Origin of the sequence: Pedobacter zeae (assembly GCF_014196715.1) — a bacterium.
GTDB lineage: Bacteria > Bacteroidota > Bacteroidia > Sphingobacteriales > Sphingobacteriaceae > Pedobacter > Pedobacter zeae.
The window spans coordinates 339,507-355,748 of the sequence record NZ_JACIEF010000003.1 but is presented as its reverse complement, the minus strand read 5'-3'; the positions used below and the strand labels follow the sequence as shown (position 1 = coordinate 355,748).

The window sequence follows — 16,242 nt, the reverse complement described above, 5'->3', positions numbered from 1 at the left end:
ATAAAAAAGTCCCGATTTTTTTAAAACCGGGACTTTTCTTTTTTATTTACCTCTGCTTACCCTGTAAGGTTTTTGCGGAGGGTTTTTAAAGCTTCTTTTTCCTGCAGTGCTAATTTCAGGTGCACCAAGCATCGTCATGGCACAACGGAAACCCACTTCAGCTGATGACTCATCTTGCTGCATAAAACGGCGCGTTGCCGGATTTAACCAATAGGCCATATCATTCCATGAACCACCTTTATATACTCTCGATTTATCGTTTACCAGCGTTACACCTTCTTCATTTAATAGCGTGTTTTGCCTGTCACGGTAACCTCTTTGATCCGCTTGATAAGTAGTTGATGCTACCGGCGATTGTGGATCAGTCGATTTAGAAATGGAATCGGAGCGTTTTGCCTGTGCCTGTTTTTCCGCCCAGGTTTGTTTTCTTCCGGAATAAGCATTTTCCTTAATCGGGTTGCCATATTTATCTAATGCAATTTTTCCATTCTGCGAATCCTCTAACTTTTTGTTGGTGAAATAGTTACCACGGTAAGGGTTAAACGCATCAGCATCAGTAAATGTTGCCGTTCTGTAAACATCATTCACCCATTCATTTACGTTTCCAGCCATATTGTATAAGCCGAAGTCGTTTGGTGCATATTGAATAACCGGAACGGTTAAATCTCCTTTATCGTTTAATGAACCGCCAACACCCATATAATCACCGGGTGCACGTTTAAAGTTGGCCTGGATCATACCCCTGGTTTTCTTTTTGGCCGAGCTCACGCCTAAACCATTCCATGGGTAAATTTTATTTTGGTTGATGTTCTCATATTCCGTATTGCCGATCAGACCTAAAGCTGCATATTCCCATTCAGCTTCTGTTGGTAAACGGTATGGCTGCATTATTACACCATCTTCCAATGTTGCAGTTCTTCTTGGCTGATTTTTACCGGTACCTGTTGCTGCTCCTGCAGTAGTTGTTGCTGCACCAGATTTGGTGTTGTAATCAATCGGCGCATTTTTACCTTTATCGTCATACTGGCCATTTAAATAGGCATCCGTATTAAATGGGTTTGTTGGTTTTGGTGCTGCAGCAGTAGCGTTATTGTTATTTGCTTTTCCGTTGCCTGCTAAGGTTTTATAATCGGTTAAAATACCCTTCTCGCGTAAAATAAATTCGTTGGCTCTTGATGTTCTCCATTCGCAATAACGCGAAGCCTGTTCCCATGAAACACCTACAACCGGGTAATCACGGTAGGCCGGGTGGCGAAGATAGTTGTCTACGTAAGGCTCATTATAGGATAGGGCACGGCGCCATACCAGGGTATCAGGAAGCTCATTATAATAATACTCGCGGTCTTCAGGGAAGTTATACCTGATCCAGTGTAGATATTCCAGCCAGTCGGTGTTCGATACTTCGGTTTCGTCCATGTAGAAAGAAGGAACGGTAACCTGCCTTTTGTAATTGTAGATGTTTGGCTCTACACCCGGTACCTCAATAGCACTTCCTCCTACAACCAAAACTCCACCTTCGATGGGGATCAAACCTGGCCCCGGTGCTCTTTTGTACTGGGTAGCCACGGCAAAAGCACCAGATTGGTTGTTTTTACTTTTCCTATTTGCGTAAGGAATACCCGTTTTGCTCGAACTGTTTCCCCCTTTTGAACTACAGCCAAAAAGTAAGGCGGTCAATGATAAACAGGTAAAAGAATATAGTAATAGTTTTTTCATATAATACGTTGGGAATATCGCCAACAGGCCATTCTGACGATAAAATTAAACAAATTTTAAATGATTATATAAATTATGTGACAAAAAATACCAATTAGATTTTTAAGCCATAACGTATTATTTTATGACGTATTGTGTCTGCCTGTATTTTTGTGTAAATAATTAATATTCAGTCGTATAGTGTTTTGACCGTGATCCAATACTAATCTGTTATTTTTAACACAATTATAGGGTTATTTATTTCTGTTATTGTGATTTAAAACCGGTTGAAAGAAAAAATCTGGGGATTCATATTCAGCATGTTCAAAATGGTATGTGCTTTTTGCTTATCACCCAGGAAAAAAATATGATAAAAAAACCGACAATTATTAATTCCTAACCCTTTAATTAATTGGGTGTTATGGTTTTTTGCCTACATCCTTATGTAAAAATAGTAGGTTTAATTAGTAAATAATCACAGAATTCGTAATTTGCTGAAAATATAAGTTTTGGTTTTGCGTTACAGTATATATTCTGACTTATTGCTCAATACCAAAATCTAAAATTACGTACCTTAAAGGATGAATTTCAAGTACATCAGTAAGCTTGCTTTTTCCGCACTCTCATTGGCCTTGGTATTTGGTAAAACAAATGCCCAGGTAACCATAGGCAATACCCAAACAAACGGTAGCGAGTCGAACAATATTATAACGGCAGTTCCATTTCTGCTCATTACCCCTGATGCACGTGCCGGTGCAATGGGCGATGCTGGCGTAGCTGTTGCCGGTGACGTAAATTCTTCCAGTATAAATGCTTCTAAACTTGCTTTTTTGGAAAAACCTTATGGATTTTCAATTTCGTATAGCCCTTGGTTAAAAAGTTTAGTTCCTGATATTAATCTTGCTTATTTAAGTGGCTTTTATAAATTGGATGACCGTAGTACCATTGGTGCTTCATTAAGGTATTTTTCTTTGGGCTCCATTCAGCTTACCGACATCAATCAACAAGACCTGGGTATCTCCAATCCAAATGAACTTGCTTTCGATGTTTCATATGCACGTAATTTTGGTGAGGAGTTTTCATTGGGAACATCCTTACGATATATTTATTCAAATTTAGCCTCGGGCCAATTTTCATCTTCAGGACAGGTTCATAGTGGAAATGCAGTAGCTGTTGATGTGTCAGGATTATATAAAACAACAACTTCGGTGTTTGGCAAGGAGACGGTTCTTTCTGCAGGTGCCAATATTTCGAACATTGGAACCAAAATGAGCTATTCTGATGGCGGAGAAAATTTCTTTTTGCCAACTAATTTTAAAATAGGCGGTGCATCTACCTTTACAATGGACGATTTTAGTACCCTAACCTTTGCACTTGATTTTAATAAGCTTTTGGTACCAACCCAGCCAATATACGATTCGAACAATAACATTGTCCGTGGAAAAGATCCTAACCGTTCGGTACCTGCCGGAATTTTTGGCTCATTCAGTGATGCCCCGGGAGGTTTTAAAGAAGAACTTAAAGAAGTTGGAATTTCGACCGGCTTGGAATATTGGTACAATCAGCAGTTTGCAGTAAGGGCCGGTTACAATTACCAGAGCCCGATGAAAGGCGACAGTCGCTACTTTACATTGGGGCTGGGCTTAAAGTACAACGTTTTTAATATCGATTTCTCCTATTTAATTGCAAATGCACAAACAAGCCCACTTGCCAATACCTTACGTTTTGGTCTTTTGTTTAACTTTGGCGACAAAAAGATTGCTAAAAAGTAATTTAGCCGATCAACAGATTTAAACAATTCACCAAAATTTTGCCCCATCCATGAAAATTAGAGTAGGTTTCGGATTCGATGTACATCAGTTAAAAGATCAGCATCCTTTTATTGTCGGTGGAGTTAAATTAGAACACCATAAAGGTGCATATGGGCATTCTGATGCCGATGTGCTGCTACACGCTATTTGCGATGCGCTTTTAGGTGCTGCCAATTTGCGCGATATCGGTTTCCATTTTAAAAATACAGACGACCGTTGGAAAGGAATCAGCAGCATTATTTTATTAAAGGAAACAGTTAAGCTATTGGCCGAAAAAGGATGGCAGGTTGGTAATATCGATGCCATGCTGTGTTTGGAGGCACCAAAAATCAATCCACATATTCCGGCTATGCAACAGCATATTGCTGATGCTATCGGTATTTCTACTGATGATATTTCTATAAAAGCAACGACCAACGAGCAGATGGGCTTTATCGGCAGGGAAGAAGGCGTAGTTTCTTATGCCGTGTGTTTAATAGAAAAACCTTAAATAATTTTACGGGCTGTTAAATAAGAAATGGGTAGGCCAATACAGAAAACCAATATGATTGCATTTAAAATAGCCTTTTCATAGTGAAAGGGTACCGCTGGTATTTTGGTTAACGGAACAATTATTAAATTCATAACCGTCCAAACAAGCAGGCCGTAAAGAATTCCGGATAGTATAAAGTGCTGTTTAAGTAAAGCAATTTTAGTAGCGGCAAAAGTGTAAAATAAGGTAAAGCTAAAGGCAATAAAATAATGCAAGGCTAAACCTATTAAAACCATTTTAATTCCGCCGGTAAAAGCCGTACTCCCTAAAATGGCACTGGCAATATATTGAAATACACCGCTAAAGTTCATTTTTGCCAGGAATATAACTGCTGCCAGTCCATCTAACGTTCCGGCAATGAGGGTGATCAACAGCACCTTTCTTAATGAAAATGAAGCTTGGTTAGATTTTTCCATCATCATAATTTTTTAAGGGCTGACTTCCGAGGCCTGCCTGTACATTATTGAGCTTCGGAAGCCGCCTTTAATTTTTAAGCTGTTTGTTCTCTCACATTACCTGTTCTTTTTATGGTACCCCATGTTTCCAGTTCGCCTTTTATTGCTTTCCTGAACGAGCGGAATAATACAATATACATTAATTGTCTCCAAAAAAAGCGCTGAGGGAAGATGTAAAGCAGGTTAGTATATTTTTCTTTTTCCATGCGGAAAGCTATTGCAGCAAAAATCATGTCTACTACAATAAAGATGATGTAATAAAACAACACCTGGCCAAAACCGTTATGCAGGCTTAAAATGCCCGAAAAACCGGTTAATGTTAAATTATTAATAGCACTCAATGAGAATAAGCCACTGATTAAAGAAATCAGCATGAAAAAGTCGGCAAGTGGCGAAAATAGCGGCAAAATAATCTGATAAATCAGGATATTTGGCATTCCTACCATTCCAAAATAGCCGTATTTCTTGTTGAGCAGTGTTTTTTTGTTTTTCCAAAAGCTTTGCATTACGCCAAAACTCCAGCGGAAACGTTGTTTCAGTAACATACTTACTGTTTCAGGGGCTTCAGTGTAAGCAATTGCGCTATCGCAGTTTTTAACTTTGTAACCTGCCTTTAAAATACGCATAGTCAAATCGCAGTCTTCGGCAAGTGTATCAACGGTAAAACCACCAACTTCGAGGATTACCTTTTTTCTGAATGCACCTATTGCACCGGGAACAACGGTAATGGTATTTAATAGATCGAAAGCGCGCCTATCCATATTCTGGGCGGTAATGTATTCTATTGATTGCCATTTGGTAATGATGTTATTGGCATTGCCAACTTTTACTGTTCCGGCTACGGCAGCAATCTCATCACTATAAAAGTAACGCATCAGTTCGGTAACGGCATCATTTTTTAACTGTGTATCGGCATCAATGCACACTACAAATTCGGAAGTTGCTTTTGATATACCGAAATTTAAGGCCGATGCTTTACCGCCATTCGCTTTTGTAAAAACCTTTACCTGTGGGTGCTGGCCAAAATGTTGGTTAATGATGTCGTAGGTTTTATCCTTTGATCCGTCATCAACGAAAATCAGCTCGAAATCAGGATAAGTAATTTTTAATAGGCTATTAATGGTTTGAATGGCGGTAACCTCTTCATTGTATGCAGGAATAATAATACTTACTTTTTCTGAAGGGTCTGCAATCAATTGGCCGATATTCTCTTTTGCCCTTTTTCGCTGCCTGATGGCTAAATAAGCAATAAACAGGGTTCTTAAAATAGCAAGTACGATAGCCACAGAAAATATGATGTTCAAAATCATATTTCCGTAATAAAAGAAATGGATGAAAAAGTAATCGCCTGAGCCAGAAAAACCGCTATTTGCCGTAGATTTAACCGCGGGCATGAGTTCCGATCTTTTTTTGCCCATTAAATCGCCCACGGTGGTAAAGGTATATCCTTTAGCTTTGAAGAATTTTATAATCCGGGGTAATGCAGCCACAGTAGCTTCACGGTTGCCGCCGGCATCATGTAATAAAATAATATTGCCGTTGTCCTGTTGTTTCACCACTTCGTTAAAAATCTGGTCGGCGGTTTTTCCCGGTTCCCAATCTTCAGGGTCAATATATTCGCCTATATTGATGTAATTTTCTTTACGGCTTTGGGCAACCGGCAAAATTTCTGAAACGTTTTGAGGCTCGGCATCAGCGTTAAAAGGTGCACGGAACAAAATGGTGCTGTGGCCGGTAACTGCCTCAATTAAACGACGGGTAGCATTCAGCTCAAACTGTACACGTCTTGGGCCAATGGCAGACATATCGGGATGAAAAAACGTATGGTTCCCGATTTCGTAACCATCGTTGTATTCTTGTCTTAACAGCTCCATATTCTGTTCGGCCATAATCCCAACTACAAAGAAACAGCCGGGTACTTTTTCCTTCCTCAGAATATTTAGCACCTGTGGGGTATAAACCGGATCAGGTCCATCATCAAAGGTTAAGACGATTTTTTTATCGGCCTCTCCAAATCTCTTGATTACGTATTGCTCTGGTAGTCTGGTATACTTTTGATCGGCAATAGAAAAGTTATCTTTATTTAAGGTAAATTTTACACTGCCCGGGGTTGGGGTAGAAATAAGGTCCAGTATTTCACCATCGCCTAAATAGGAGATCCCCCCCATATTTAATGAAGCAATTTTGCGCAGATCAAATGGTTTCTTTTTTAATGTATCGAGGCTAAGATCATTGGAAATAAACGACCATAAACGTTTGTCTTCTGAACCCAGGCGCCATAAGGCTATGCCAGCAATATCCCAATCATCCGCCTTGCGGATCAAATTAAAATAAGTGGCGGCATCAGTAAAATATACTTCGTGTTTAATGCCGCTTCCATCATTGTAGCTATAATTAAGATTGGCCGATTCGGGGTTAAAATTAATTTTACTTTTGTAATTAACCGCGGTGGTCATGGCCTGTTCGTAGGTAATTGGAGCGCCAACACTGTTTTTGGGCCAATCGTAGCCGTAGCAGGCCAGTGCCAGGATCACCTTGTCAGCATTAACCTTGCTACAGATATCGTCCAGTTTTTCTTCTACCCATTCCTGATGTGAAATATCGCCTGCGTTACTTTGTTCGGTATGCTGATCATAAGCCATCAGTACTAAGTAGTCATTATATTTTTGAAGGATTTCTGGCTTATAATCGTCGTTTTCCGGTGAAATGTCCTGGGAAACAATTAGTTTTTCGGCATGAAACTGGGTATACAGATTTTTCATAAAAGCGTTAAAACCGTCGCTATTTTGAAGGTTAAGCTCTTCAAAATCTATGTTGATGCCGCTATAGCCATATTTTTTGGTAACCGATATAAGATCGTAAATCAGTTTTTGCTGGGCAGGCTGATCGTTTAATAATCTTTTTACTGCTGCACCATCCCAATGGTCTTTATTATAATTTGAAACTACCGCGATTGCCGATTTTTTGGCGGTATGTATTACCTTTAAAGCCGCAGTATCTACTTTGTCTACAATAGAATCGCCATTTAAAAAAAACGATTCTGTAGCCACCATATCCAGATGGCTGATGTTGCGTTTTAAATCTGATATTGAAGATTCTTTACTTGCGGCCCAGCTTACGTAAAAAGCCATATTAATACGCTTGTTGTTACCACGATGGGTTAAAATGCGGCGTTCACGGTCTTTTTTTATCTTTTGCAGCTTAGATTTTTCTATGGTAAAATCTTTATACTGTTGCGACTTTTTTAACTTCTCTAATTGTTTTTTTGTTAATGGTGTATTCGTGTTGATAAAAGGCAGATTGGGTGCCTGTACTGAAGACAGCGTATACACTACGCAGATGATTGCGATAATGAAGACTAAAAAAAACGTACGGCTTACCCATGTAAATGCATACCAGCGCCTTTTAGTTTCAGTTTGAAATATTTGTTTTCCGGACATTTTTCTATTCTGATTGATGATCAAAAATCACTAACGAATATGAAGATTGGATGAATGACTTAAAATGAAACGGCTGAGGCGGTAGATCGTTAGTTCTTCTAAGATACTATTTTTACTGATCTGTTTATCAGCCGGAAAAATGAATTTCCGGAGCTTTTGGTTAGCATATCGTCTTTATCGAATGTAGCTGCTCCAATGAGATTGGATTCTTACTTTATAAAAGGCACAAAAAAGCCGGCAAATTTTACAAAAAAGTGCCGGCTCAAATATAATTTAATAAACCTCTTACTCCTCTAAATAACCAAATCTGCCTTGGTTGTAATCTTCAATCGCCTGGTGGATTTCGGCTTCAGTATTCATTAAAAATGGACCGTACTGAGCAATTGGTTCATCTATTGGTTCTCCACTCAGAACTAAAACCACGCTGTTTTCCAGGGCTTCAACTTTAATCTCTTTACCTTTGTTTTTGAAATGGATAAAATTATCTGCTACTGCCGTTTCTGATCCGTTTACCTTAATCGAACCTTCAATTACCATCAATCCGGTATTAAAATTCTCCGGAAAGTTAAAAGTAGCTTTGCCACCTTTATTTAACCGGGCATTATAGAGTTCTATTGGACTAAAGGTATTTGCATTGCCTTTTATACCCTCATAATGCCCTGCTATAATTTCAATTTTACCTCCATTTTCAGGAAGATCAACATGAGCCATATCAGCCTGTTTAATGGCCTGATAACCCGGTTTGCCCATCTTATTCTTAGCAGGTAGATTAACCCAAAGCTGAACCATTTGAAAAGGACCTCCGGTTAAGCTGTAGTTGGTTTCATGGTATTCTTTATGTAATACACCACTTGCGGCAGTCATCCATTGTACATCGCCCGGATATATTACACCGCTATTGCCCGAGCTATCGTGATGGGCAACTGCACCATGATAGGCAATAGTTACCGTTTCAAAGCCCCGGTGTGGGTGAACACCAACGCCCCTTGGTTCTTTCCTGGCAGAAAATTCGATCTTTGAGCCATAATCCATCAGGAAAAAAGGGCTCATATCAATTTCATATCCGCCTGGGAAAAAATTATGTACCCTAAAGCCATCGCCAACCATGTGCGGCGCAGGAGCTTTAAGTATATTGTTGATTTGTTTTGTGTTGTCCATTACCTTCTAAATTTTTAAGGCATGGCGCATAGCGCAGGGAGCTTAAATAGCCCCATGCACTTTGCTCTATGCTAAATTATGCTTGTTTTACAAACTGCAATTCGCCCAAAATGCGAACTTCTTCACTTACCATTACGCCACCGGTTTCTAAAGCGGCATTCCAGGTTAAGCCAAAATCAGAACGGTTGATTTTTCCGCTTAAAGTAAAGCCTGCTTTGGTATTTCCCCATGGATCAGTAGCAATACCACCAAATTCAGCTGTTAATTTTACTGGTTTAGTTTCACCTTTAATGGTTAAATCGCCTTTAACGATATAATCGCTGCCATCTTTTTCTACTGATTTTGATTTAAATTCAATGTGTGCAAATTTTTCAGCATCAAAGAAATCGCCGCTTTTTAAGTGGTTATCACGGTCGGTATTTCCGGTATCAATAGAGCCAATATCACCTTTGAAAGAAATCTCTGCATTTTCGAATTCATCACCTTCAGATGTTAATTCTGCAGAGAAAGATTTTAAACTACCGGTTACCGTAGTAATCATTAAGTGTTTTACTTTAAATTGTAATTCGCTGTGGGTTGGATCCAATGTCCATTTTGTAGTTGCCATATTTTTGTTTTTTTGAGATGTTTATTATTTACAACACAAAAGTACAGCGAAGGTTCTTCAGAAAAATTGATGTATGTTAAGTAATGAAAGGATGTGGAAGTGGTTGAGAGATTGAAGGTTGTAAAATTGGAATGTTTGAAAGTTAATCTGGTCAAATCATTAACTTATTCCAAATTAATTAAGCCTTAAAGTGTTTATTGGCCAGCTCCTTTCTTACGCGGCTTAGCGATTCGGGTGTAATGCCCAGGTAAGAGGCAATCATCCACTGTGGAACGCGCAGCGTAAGATTAGGGTATAGTTTAATGAAATCGAGGTACCTTTCTTCGGCAGTTGCACTGAGCAGCATGTTAATGCGCTTCTGCATAAAACGGATCGAGTTATTTAACAGCCTGATTTGCATCGGCTGCAAGCAAGGCACTTTACTGGCTGCTTCTTCCATGAAATCGTTGGGCATCAATACTGCTTCGGTTGCTTCAATAGCATCGATAAAGAATATCGAAGGTTCATTATTCATGCTGTTGCGGTCGGAGATAAGCCAGTTTTCGGGTGCGAACTGTAAGATGTGCTCTTTACCTTTGGCATCAATTGAATAGGCTCTCAATAAGCCTTTGCCTACAAAGAAGCCGTGCTTAAGGGTATCGCCGGTATATTGAAGGATTTCGTTTTTTTCAAATTTCCTTACTTTTAATCCAGCCGAAATACTTTCGAACTGTTCATCAGTAATTTCTATTTTTTCTTGCAGGTACTTCTGAAACTGATGAATCATAAAAGTTTAATCTTATTTTTTTGCAGGCTTAATATCAGAAAAATCTACACCACATTTGCAATTGCCCCCACAACCATCTTTTTTTACCTGTAATGATTTAAAAACCAAACGGCCAACATATACCAATGCAACCGCAAAAAGTAAAAAGACTAAAATCGTTTGAATATCCATATCACAAATATAAGGGCTTTTGGTGTTTGGCTGTTCAACTGAATGTAAATTATTGCCGGTTTTACCACAAGGAAAACCGAGTTTTACACTGAGGGCATGGAGATGGAGTAATCATAATAATTCGCTGTGGTAATCTGTGCTTTTTCTCTGCGGTTAATAATTTTTACCACAGAGGGAACAGCGTTTGGCACAGAGGGCATAGAGCGTGTGTTATTCGTTATCGGATAAGGTTCGTATCCACGGGAATTTTTTCTTCTGCCACAGAATTATGGAAAGATTTATCTCTTTGTTCCCCTGTGCTTTTCCTTAATGATCTCTGTGGCGAAGGAAAGCATAGTTTATACCTCCATAAAAGCCACCGTTCCGCCCACCCAATCAAAATCGGCATTGTAACGTACGCCGATCATTTTGCCACGGCTTAAGCGGGCCAGATTTATGCAGAGCTGTGGCTCGCCACCATCAGGCCATAAATACATCATCCGGATTTCGGCTTTTACACCGCCATCGGGCGATAGTACCGCAGGCTCATAATTTACCTTTCTTTGTAAAATCCAGTTTTCGGGATCCTGAATGCCAGTGATGTCTGATGGGCTTACATCAATCATAACACCCATGCCGGCAAAAGAAAACAAAGGTTTAAGCACGTAGTTTTCTAAATCAGCCGGAAGCGTTTCTATCTCGTTTAAAAAGCGCGTTTCAGGTACAAATTCACTCTTTAAAAAAGGCATGGTGTATTTACTGATGCGGTAAAACCAGTTAGGATGTGTTACCCATTCGATATCCAGTTCCCCGCGTGGATCAAAACTGTTTTTGAAGATTTCGGTATTATCGGCAACTTCGTCAAAAATTAAACGGTTGTATATCCTTTTTAACCGGATCGGTTTGCCATTTTCTTCATAAAACAATTGTTTGCCAACTTTTTTAATATCGGCTAAAGCCAGAATTTTAATGCCCAGCATTTTCTGTGTAACGAAAAAATCGATTGCTGTTTTCTGGTTCGGTGCATCAACATCCATTAGCGCCACTTCTTCGGGTTGGTGCTTGCCTATAATTACTTCCTTAAGCAGCTCAACATATTTTTCTTCGTTAAAACCATTTAAAAAATAATTCACCGAATCGTCTATATCAAAACATGTTTTAAAGGTTTTGGCCAAATGATGCTGAAAACCATATAAGGATGGGAAGCCCTGCATTTCGATTAACATCGGACTGAGCTCGCCAGCATCGTTTTTACAGATGCCGAAATCGAAGGTCAGAAAATGTGGCTGTCCGTTTTCATTGGGTACTTTCCAGTTTACCGGTATGGCCTTATCTGTTATGGCTTTAAAATTGGGTTGTTTAATCAGCTTTATGATCTCTTCGCCTGCAGCAATCAGTTTTTCTTTTAAGGCCTGTGGAACAAAAATCGGAGTTTCTGCCACCCTGAAAGGAATTTCCGGATAACCCAACCCCAGTTCATTTAAAAAGATCTGATACTTTTCGGCGGTAAACCGCTGGTTGTATTTTTGTCGCTGTGCAGGTATCATAGGTTTTTATTTGATTTTTTTAAGCGTCATTTTTACCGTAGTGAAGAAATCCTTTAAACTTGTTAATAGATTTCTCCATTCCGTTGCGCTCCAGTCGAAAGGACGACGAGTTTAGCAGATTATGCTTCTTGCAGATTCCCGATGGCTTTTCGCAGGAAATTAGGTAAAATAATACTTTGCGTAAGTACAATCCTTGCCGGATCGTCTAAACTATTAAGCATATCGAAGTATTTTTCTTCGCCGTGCATGTCTACTATGGCTTTTTTCCTTTCGTCTTGCAGCAGGTACATTTTCATCCCCACGGGGTCAGCCTCCGGGTGGAACTGGGTACCGATAATTTCATCCGAAAACCGGATCGACATCATGCAGCGTTCCAGATCCACATGTTTGCGTTCTTTTTCGATGGCGAGTAATTTTGCCCCCTTTTTCCTGAAAGCGGCAAAATCAGGCTCGATGACTTGCCAATCTCTGCTGTCGACTGAAAAGAAAGGGTTGGTAAGACCATTAAAAGTTTCGTCTTGTTCCCCATCTTCAGTCAACGTAATCGGGAAAATACCAAAAGCGTTCGACCGTCTTTCGGTTACATTGCCCAATTCATATTTTCTACAGGCCAACTGGAAGGAATGGCAGATTAAAAAAGCATATTTTTTTCTTTCGTTGTTTTTATGGTTAAAATCTTCTATCAGATCCAGTAGATTAAAAAAATCATTTTCCCATTGTTCTCCTTTACTTTCAATTGGGCTACCCGGGCCGCCGCTCGAAATATAGGCATCGTAACCTATACCCGGTATTTCGCCTTTTTGCCTTAAATCAAAAATATCAAAAGTTAAGTCGATATTATTTTCGTTTTTAAAACGGGATAAAATTTCCTGAATTCCCCGCATACCCTGATTAGGTGCACCGTTATTCATGTCAATAACAGCCACCTTTAAGCTTCTTTTATCCATTGTAAAATTACTTTGCGCCTATAAGTGTTTGGGTGGTAATATAATCTACCACGGCTTCAAAGTTACCAGTTTGCTGGTAAACAGCCAACTGCCTGTCAGCACCTGTGCCATGTTCGAGGATTTTATGTACATAATTGATATCCTCACGGCACCCCAGATCATCCACCACATCATCTACAAAGTCCAGCAGTTCCAACACGAGGTTGCGACAGTTAACTTCCATTTCCTTACCGAAATCGATCAGATTCCCGTCAATACCATAGCGGGCAGCACGCCATTTATTTTCGTTGATCAATGCCCTCGAATAACTGATGAATTCCATATTCTGCAGGCGCAGTTTGTATAATTTGGCGCATAAAGCCTGAAATAATGCTGTAAATGCCATGCTTTCATCGATCAGCATCGGGCAATCGCAAATGCGGAACTCAACGGTATCGAAAAACGGATGTACACGGATATCCCACCAAATTTTCTTGGCGTTGTCCATGCAATTGGTCTTAATCAGCAGCTTCACATAATTATCGTAATCTTCTATGCTGTTAAAAATATCGGGAATACCGGTACGCGGAAATTTATCAAAAATTTTAGTCCTGAATGATCGATAGCCTGTATTTCTGCCTTCCCAGAAAGGTGAGTTGGTTGATAAGGCAAAAACGTGCGGTAAAAAATACCTCACCTGATTGGCAATATGAATAGCCAGTTCTCTCGATTGAAAACCAACATGCACATGCAGGCCAAAAATAAGGTTGGAGCGGGCAGCCTCCTGCAATTCATTAACAATTTCGTTATAGCGGGGATGTTCTGTAATGAGCTGTTTTTCCCAGTGCGAAAAGGGGTGTGTACCCGCAGCACCAATTCTTAAACCCTGCTCTCCGGCCAGTTGCGATACCGTATAACGCAACTGTGAAATCTCATTGCGTGCCTCGGTAGTATTTTTACAGATTCCGGTACCAACTTCTACCACTGCCTGGTGCATTTCTGCTTTAACCTGGTCTTTGTGTATTTTTTGTGCGGCCTCTACAATTTTTTGGTCGTGCGAAGTAAGCTCTCTGGTAACGGGATCAATTACCATGTACTCTTCTTCTACACCCAGCGTAAATTCGTTCATATTAATCTCGGTTAGAATTTAAAACGCAGTTATTTTTTTGGTGCTGTTTTTTTAGGCTTTGCCGGTGCTTTTTCTGCTGCGGTAGCTTTTTTTACTGTTGGGGTTTTAGCTGCCTTGGGGGTTGCTTTTGCAATTAGAGGTTTATTCCCAACAGAAGCTTTAATGTATTCGCCCCAGGTTAAGTTATCCTGACCATCTTTTTGTGCTTTTGCCCTTTCGATAGCGTAATTGGCCGTAGTTTCTACTACCCAGTCGAAATTTTCCTGACCAACGCTTTTTATATCCGCATCGGGCGCCGGGTTGCAGAAATCAATTGCTATAGGTACACCATTGCGCACGGCAAATTCTACCGTATTAAAATCGTAGCCTAAGTATGTACACAATTTTAAAGTGTATTCCTCTACTTTTTTAAGCAATTTAGGATCGGGCGATTTACCCTCGGTTGCGTAACGCAAATGATGCGGATTTCGCGGATCGTACTGCATAATACGCACATGTTTACCTCCGATACAATAACACCTGAAATATTCCTCGAAAATGATCTCTTCCTGTAAAAGCATCACCAGTTGCTTTGTGCCGCTATGTTTATCGAAAAAATCTTCTTTGTTATGCAGTTTATAAACATCTCTCCAGCCACCACCATCATAAGGCTTCATATAGGCCGGAAATCCCACATATTCAAAAATGGCGTCCCAATCTAACGGCATTTCGAGGTTTGAGAACGATTCTGATGTGGTTCCGGTGGGGTGCTCTCTCGAAGGAATGAGTGCGGTTTTAGGTACCGGCACACCAATCTGTTCGGCCAGTGCATTATTAAAAAATTTCTCATCAGCGCTCCACCAGAAAGGGTTATTGATCACTGCTGTTCCGGTGATGGCTGCATTTTTTAAAGACGCGCGGTAAAATGGCACATCCTGCGAAATACGGTCGATAATTACCGAATAACCCAAGGGCGCATTCTGAAATATTTTGTCGATTTTAACAGCTTCGGCAGTGATCCCCTTTTCAGCTTTTTGATTGATCCTTTCAATTACGGCTTCAGGAAAAGAACGTTCCTGTCCAAATAAAATCCCTATTTTCTTCATCGGTATAATTAAGTTTAATTTTTGACCAAAATGGTTAATGGTTTAACTGCTTAATCGGTTAATTGTTTGGACCGTCGTAGCCTAAATCGGCCAGGAGGCCAAACTAAAGTTGTGCAATATAATTCGGGAACATTTCCCTCCAGATCGGCCAGTCGTGATCGGCATTTTGCCTGATATCCAACCAATGATCGATTCCTTTCTGCCTTAAGATGCCGGATAATCGTTCGTTATCAGGCCGGCACATATCGCGGTCGGTAGTGCCCAGCACAATTTTCATGTAATGCAGTTCGGGGTTGCTGTTATTCAAAAGATAATCAACAGGATTGTTAAAATAAACATCGTCATTGTAGAAACCATCCAGTTGCCCTGAAATATCAAAAGCCCCGCTCATACTGAACATGTGGCTCACCAGCCAGGGGTGCCTGAAAGCAAAGTTTGCCGCATGGTAACCTCCAAAACTGCAGCCTGCAGTGATAATTTTGCTGTGCCCGGTTTCGTGCCTTGCCAAAGGCGCAACTTCTTCCAATAAATACTTATCGTACCAGATGTGGTTCTTCACCCGGTCGGCAGGATGGATATTTTTGTTGTACCAGCTCAATTTATCAACGCCATCAGGGCAATAGATTTTGATTTTCCCTTCATTGATGAATCCTTCAACAGAATCGATCAGCCTGAAATCCTTATTTTCAAAATATCGCCCCATGCTTGTGGGGAACAGTAGGATAGGAATACCACCGTGACCAAAGATGAGCATGTCGATTTCGCCACTTAAATTAGGGCTGTACCATTTCTTATGTTCTTCTTTAACCATAATAAAAATTGAATGATTTAAGGTATAAATTAAAATCTACAAAAAGAATAGTTGGAGCAGTAAAATGAAGCAAATTAAAAGTGTAATCGTAAAAATTAACCTATGGTAATTAATAGTTTATGGAGATTTG

General features: G+C 39.9%; 14 protein-coding genes. 2 read left to right on the top strand and 12 right to left on the bottom strand.

Going from position 1 to position 16,242, the window contains the following annotated elements:
• Nucleotides 1–42: 42 nt before the first annotated feature.
• Nucleotides 43–1,716 carry an SUMF1/EgtB/PvdO family nonheme iron enzyme gene (locus tag GGQ60_RS14510; protein WP_183765691.1) on the bottom strand — a complete coding sequence of 558 codons (1,674 nt, stop codon included), beginning with the start codon at nucleotides 1,714–1,716 and terminating at the stop codon, nucleotides 43–45.
• Between the two features lie 560 nt (nucleotides 1,717–2,276).
• Between GGQ60_RS14510 and porV the strand changes: the two genes are divergently transcribed.
• Both porV and ispF read left to right on the top strand, forming a co-directional pair.
• A complete protein-coding gene (gene porV, locus GGQ60_RS14505; protein ID WP_183765678.1) occupies nucleotides 2,277–3,467 on the top strand; it encodes a type IX secretion system outer membrane channel protein PorV in 1,191 nt (396 codons plus the stop codon).
• 49 nt (nucleotides 3,468–3,516) lie between these two features.
• The gene (gene ispF / locus GGQ60_RS14500) at nucleotides 3,517–3,996 is read left to right on the top strand and encodes a 2-C-methyl-D-erythritol 2,4-cyclodiphosphate synthase (protein ID WP_183765675.1); all 480 of its coding nucleotides are present in this window, start codon (nucleotides 3,517–3,519) and stop codon (nucleotides 3,994–3,996) included.
• Here the strand turns inward: ispF and GGQ60_RS14495 are convergent.
• The 11 genes from GGQ60_RS14495 to GGQ60_RS14445 all read right to left on the bottom strand — a co-directional run bounded on the left by GGQ60_RS14495 (nucleotide 3,993) and on the right by GGQ60_RS14445 (nucleotide 16,112).
• Nucleotides 3,993–4,460, bottom strand: a complete 468-nt coding sequence (locus tag GGQ60_RS14495; RefSeq protein ID WP_183765672.1) for a DUF1440 domain-containing protein — start codon at nucleotides 4,458–4,460, stop codon at nucleotides 3,993–3,995. The two genes, ispF and GGQ60_RS14495, sit on opposite strands and share 4 nt — an antisense overlap.
• 68 nt (nucleotides 4,461–4,528) lie before the next feature.
• Complete coding sequence (locus GGQ60_RS14490; protein ID WP_183765670.1) at nucleotides 4,529–7,933, bottom strand: trifunctional glycoside hydrolase family 18/polysaccharide deacetylase/glycosyltransferase family 2 protein; 3,405 nt, start codon at nucleotides 7,931–7,933, stop codon at nucleotides 4,529–4,531.
• Between the two features lie 285 nt (nucleotides 7,934–8,218).
• Nucleotides 8,219–9,091 (bottom strand): pirin family protein, encoded by an 873-nt coding sequence (locus GGQ60_RS14485; protein ID WP_183765667.1) that lies wholly within the window; start codon nucleotides 9,089–9,091, stop codon nucleotides 8,219–8,221.
• A gap of 76 nt (nucleotides 9,092–9,167) precedes the next feature.
• Nucleotides 9,168–9,698, bottom strand: a complete 531-nt coding sequence (locus tag GGQ60_RS14480) for a YceI family protein (RefSeq protein ID WP_183765665.1) — start codon at nucleotides 9,696–9,698, stop codon at nucleotides 9,168–9,170.
• 178 nt (nucleotides 9,699–9,876) lie between these two features.
• Nucleotides 9,877–10,464 carry a Crp/Fnr family transcriptional regulator gene (locus tag GGQ60_RS14475; protein WP_183765663.1) on the bottom strand — a complete coding sequence of 196 codons (588 nt, stop codon included), beginning with the start codon at nucleotides 10,462–10,464 and terminating at the stop codon, nucleotides 9,877–9,879.
• Nucleotides 10,465–10,476: 12 nt separating this feature from the next.
• Nucleotides 10,477–10,635 carry a FeoB-associated Cys-rich membrane protein gene (locus GGQ60_RS14470; RefSeq protein WP_082018525.1) on the bottom strand — a complete coding sequence of 53 codons (159 nt, stop codon included), beginning with the start codon at nucleotides 10,633–10,635 and terminating at the stop codon, nucleotides 10,477–10,479.
• A gap of 338 nt (nucleotides 10,636–10,973) precedes the next feature.
• The gene (locus GGQ60_RS14465; protein WP_183765661.1) at nucleotides 10,974–12,161 is read right to left on the bottom strand and encodes an ATP-grasp domain-containing protein; all 1,188 of its coding nucleotides are present in this window, start codon (nucleotides 12,159–12,161) and stop codon (nucleotides 10,974–10,976) included.
• Between the two features lie 119 nt (nucleotides 12,162–12,280).
• The gene (locus GGQ60_RS14460) at nucleotides 12,281–13,108 is read right to left on the bottom strand and encodes a type 1 glutamine amidotransferase (RefSeq protein WP_183765659.1); all 828 of its coding nucleotides are present in this window, start codon (nucleotides 13,106–13,108) and stop codon (nucleotides 12,281–12,283) included.
• Nucleotides 13,109–13,115: 7 nt separating this feature from the next.
• Nucleotides 13,116–14,216, bottom strand: a complete 1,101-nt coding sequence (locus GGQ60_RS14455; RefSeq protein ID WP_183765657.1) for a carboxylate-amine ligase — start codon at nucleotides 14,214–14,216, stop codon at nucleotides 13,116–13,118.
• A gap of 29 nt (nucleotides 14,217–14,245) precedes the next feature.
• A complete protein-coding gene (locus GGQ60_RS14450; RefSeq protein ID WP_183765654.1) occupies nucleotides 14,246–15,301 on the bottom strand; it encodes an ATP-grasp domain-containing protein in 1,056 nt (351 codons plus the stop codon).
• 103 nt (nucleotides 15,302–15,404) lie between these two features.
• The gene (locus GGQ60_RS14445) at nucleotides 15,405–16,112 is read right to left on the bottom strand and encodes an esterase family protein (RefSeq protein ID WP_183765651.1); all 708 of its coding nucleotides are present in this window, start codon (nucleotides 16,110–16,112) and stop codon (nucleotides 15,405–15,407) included.
• Between the last annotated feature and the right edge of the window lie 130 nt (nucleotides 16,113–16,242).

Coding starts and splice junctions, on each gene's coding strand:
- GGQ60_RS14510 (WP_183765691.1), bottom strand. CDS start 1,716: ATGAAAAAACTATTACTATATTCTTTTACCTGTTTATCATTGACCGCC.
- porV (WP_183765678.1), top strand. CDS start 2,277: ATGAATTTCAAGTACATCAGTAAGCTTGCTTTTTCCGCACTCTCATTG.
- ispF (WP_183765675.1), top strand. CDS start 3,517: ATGAAAATTAGAGTAGGTTTCGGATTCGATGTACATCAGTTAAAAGAT.
- GGQ60_RS14495 (WP_183765672.1), bottom strand. CDS start 4,460: ATGATGATGGAAAAATCTAACCAAGCTTCATTTTCATTAAGAAAGGTG.
- GGQ60_RS14490 (WP_183765670.1), bottom strand. CDS start 7,933: ATGTCCGGAAAACAAATATTTCAAACTGAAACTAAAAGGCGCTGGTAT.
- GGQ60_RS14485 (WP_183765667.1), bottom strand. CDS start 9,091: ATGGACAACACAAAACAAATCAACAATATACTTAAAGCTCCTGCGCCG.
- GGQ60_RS14480 (WP_183765665.1), bottom strand. CDS start 9,698: ATGGCAACTACAAAATGGACATTGGATCCAACCCACAGCGAATTACAA.
- GGQ60_RS14475 (WP_183765663.1), bottom strand. CDS start 10,464: ATGATTCATCAGTTTCAGAAGTACCTGCAAGAAAAAATAGAAATTACT.
- GGQ60_RS14470 (WP_082018525.1), bottom strand. CDS start 10,635: ATGGATATTCAAACGATTTTAGTCTTTTTACTTTTTGCGGTTGCATTG.
- GGQ60_RS14465 (WP_183765661.1), bottom strand. CDS start 12,161: ATGATACCTGCACAGCGACAAAAATACAACCAGCGGTTTACCGCCGAA.
- GGQ60_RS14460 (WP_183765659.1), bottom strand. CDS start 13,108: ATGGATAAAAGAAGCTTAAAGGTGGCTGTTATTGACATGAATAACGGT.
- GGQ60_RS14455 (WP_183765657.1), bottom strand. CDS start 14,216: ATGAACGAATTTACGCTGGGTGTAGAAGAAGAGTACATGGTAATTGAT.
- GGQ60_RS14450 (WP_183765654.1), bottom strand. CDS start 15,301: ATGAAGAAAATAGGGATTTTATTTGGACAGGAACGTTCTTTTCCTGAA.
- GGQ60_RS14445 (WP_183765651.1), bottom strand. CDS start 16,112: ATGGTTAAAGAAGAACATAAGAAATGGTACAGCCCTAATTTAAGTGGC.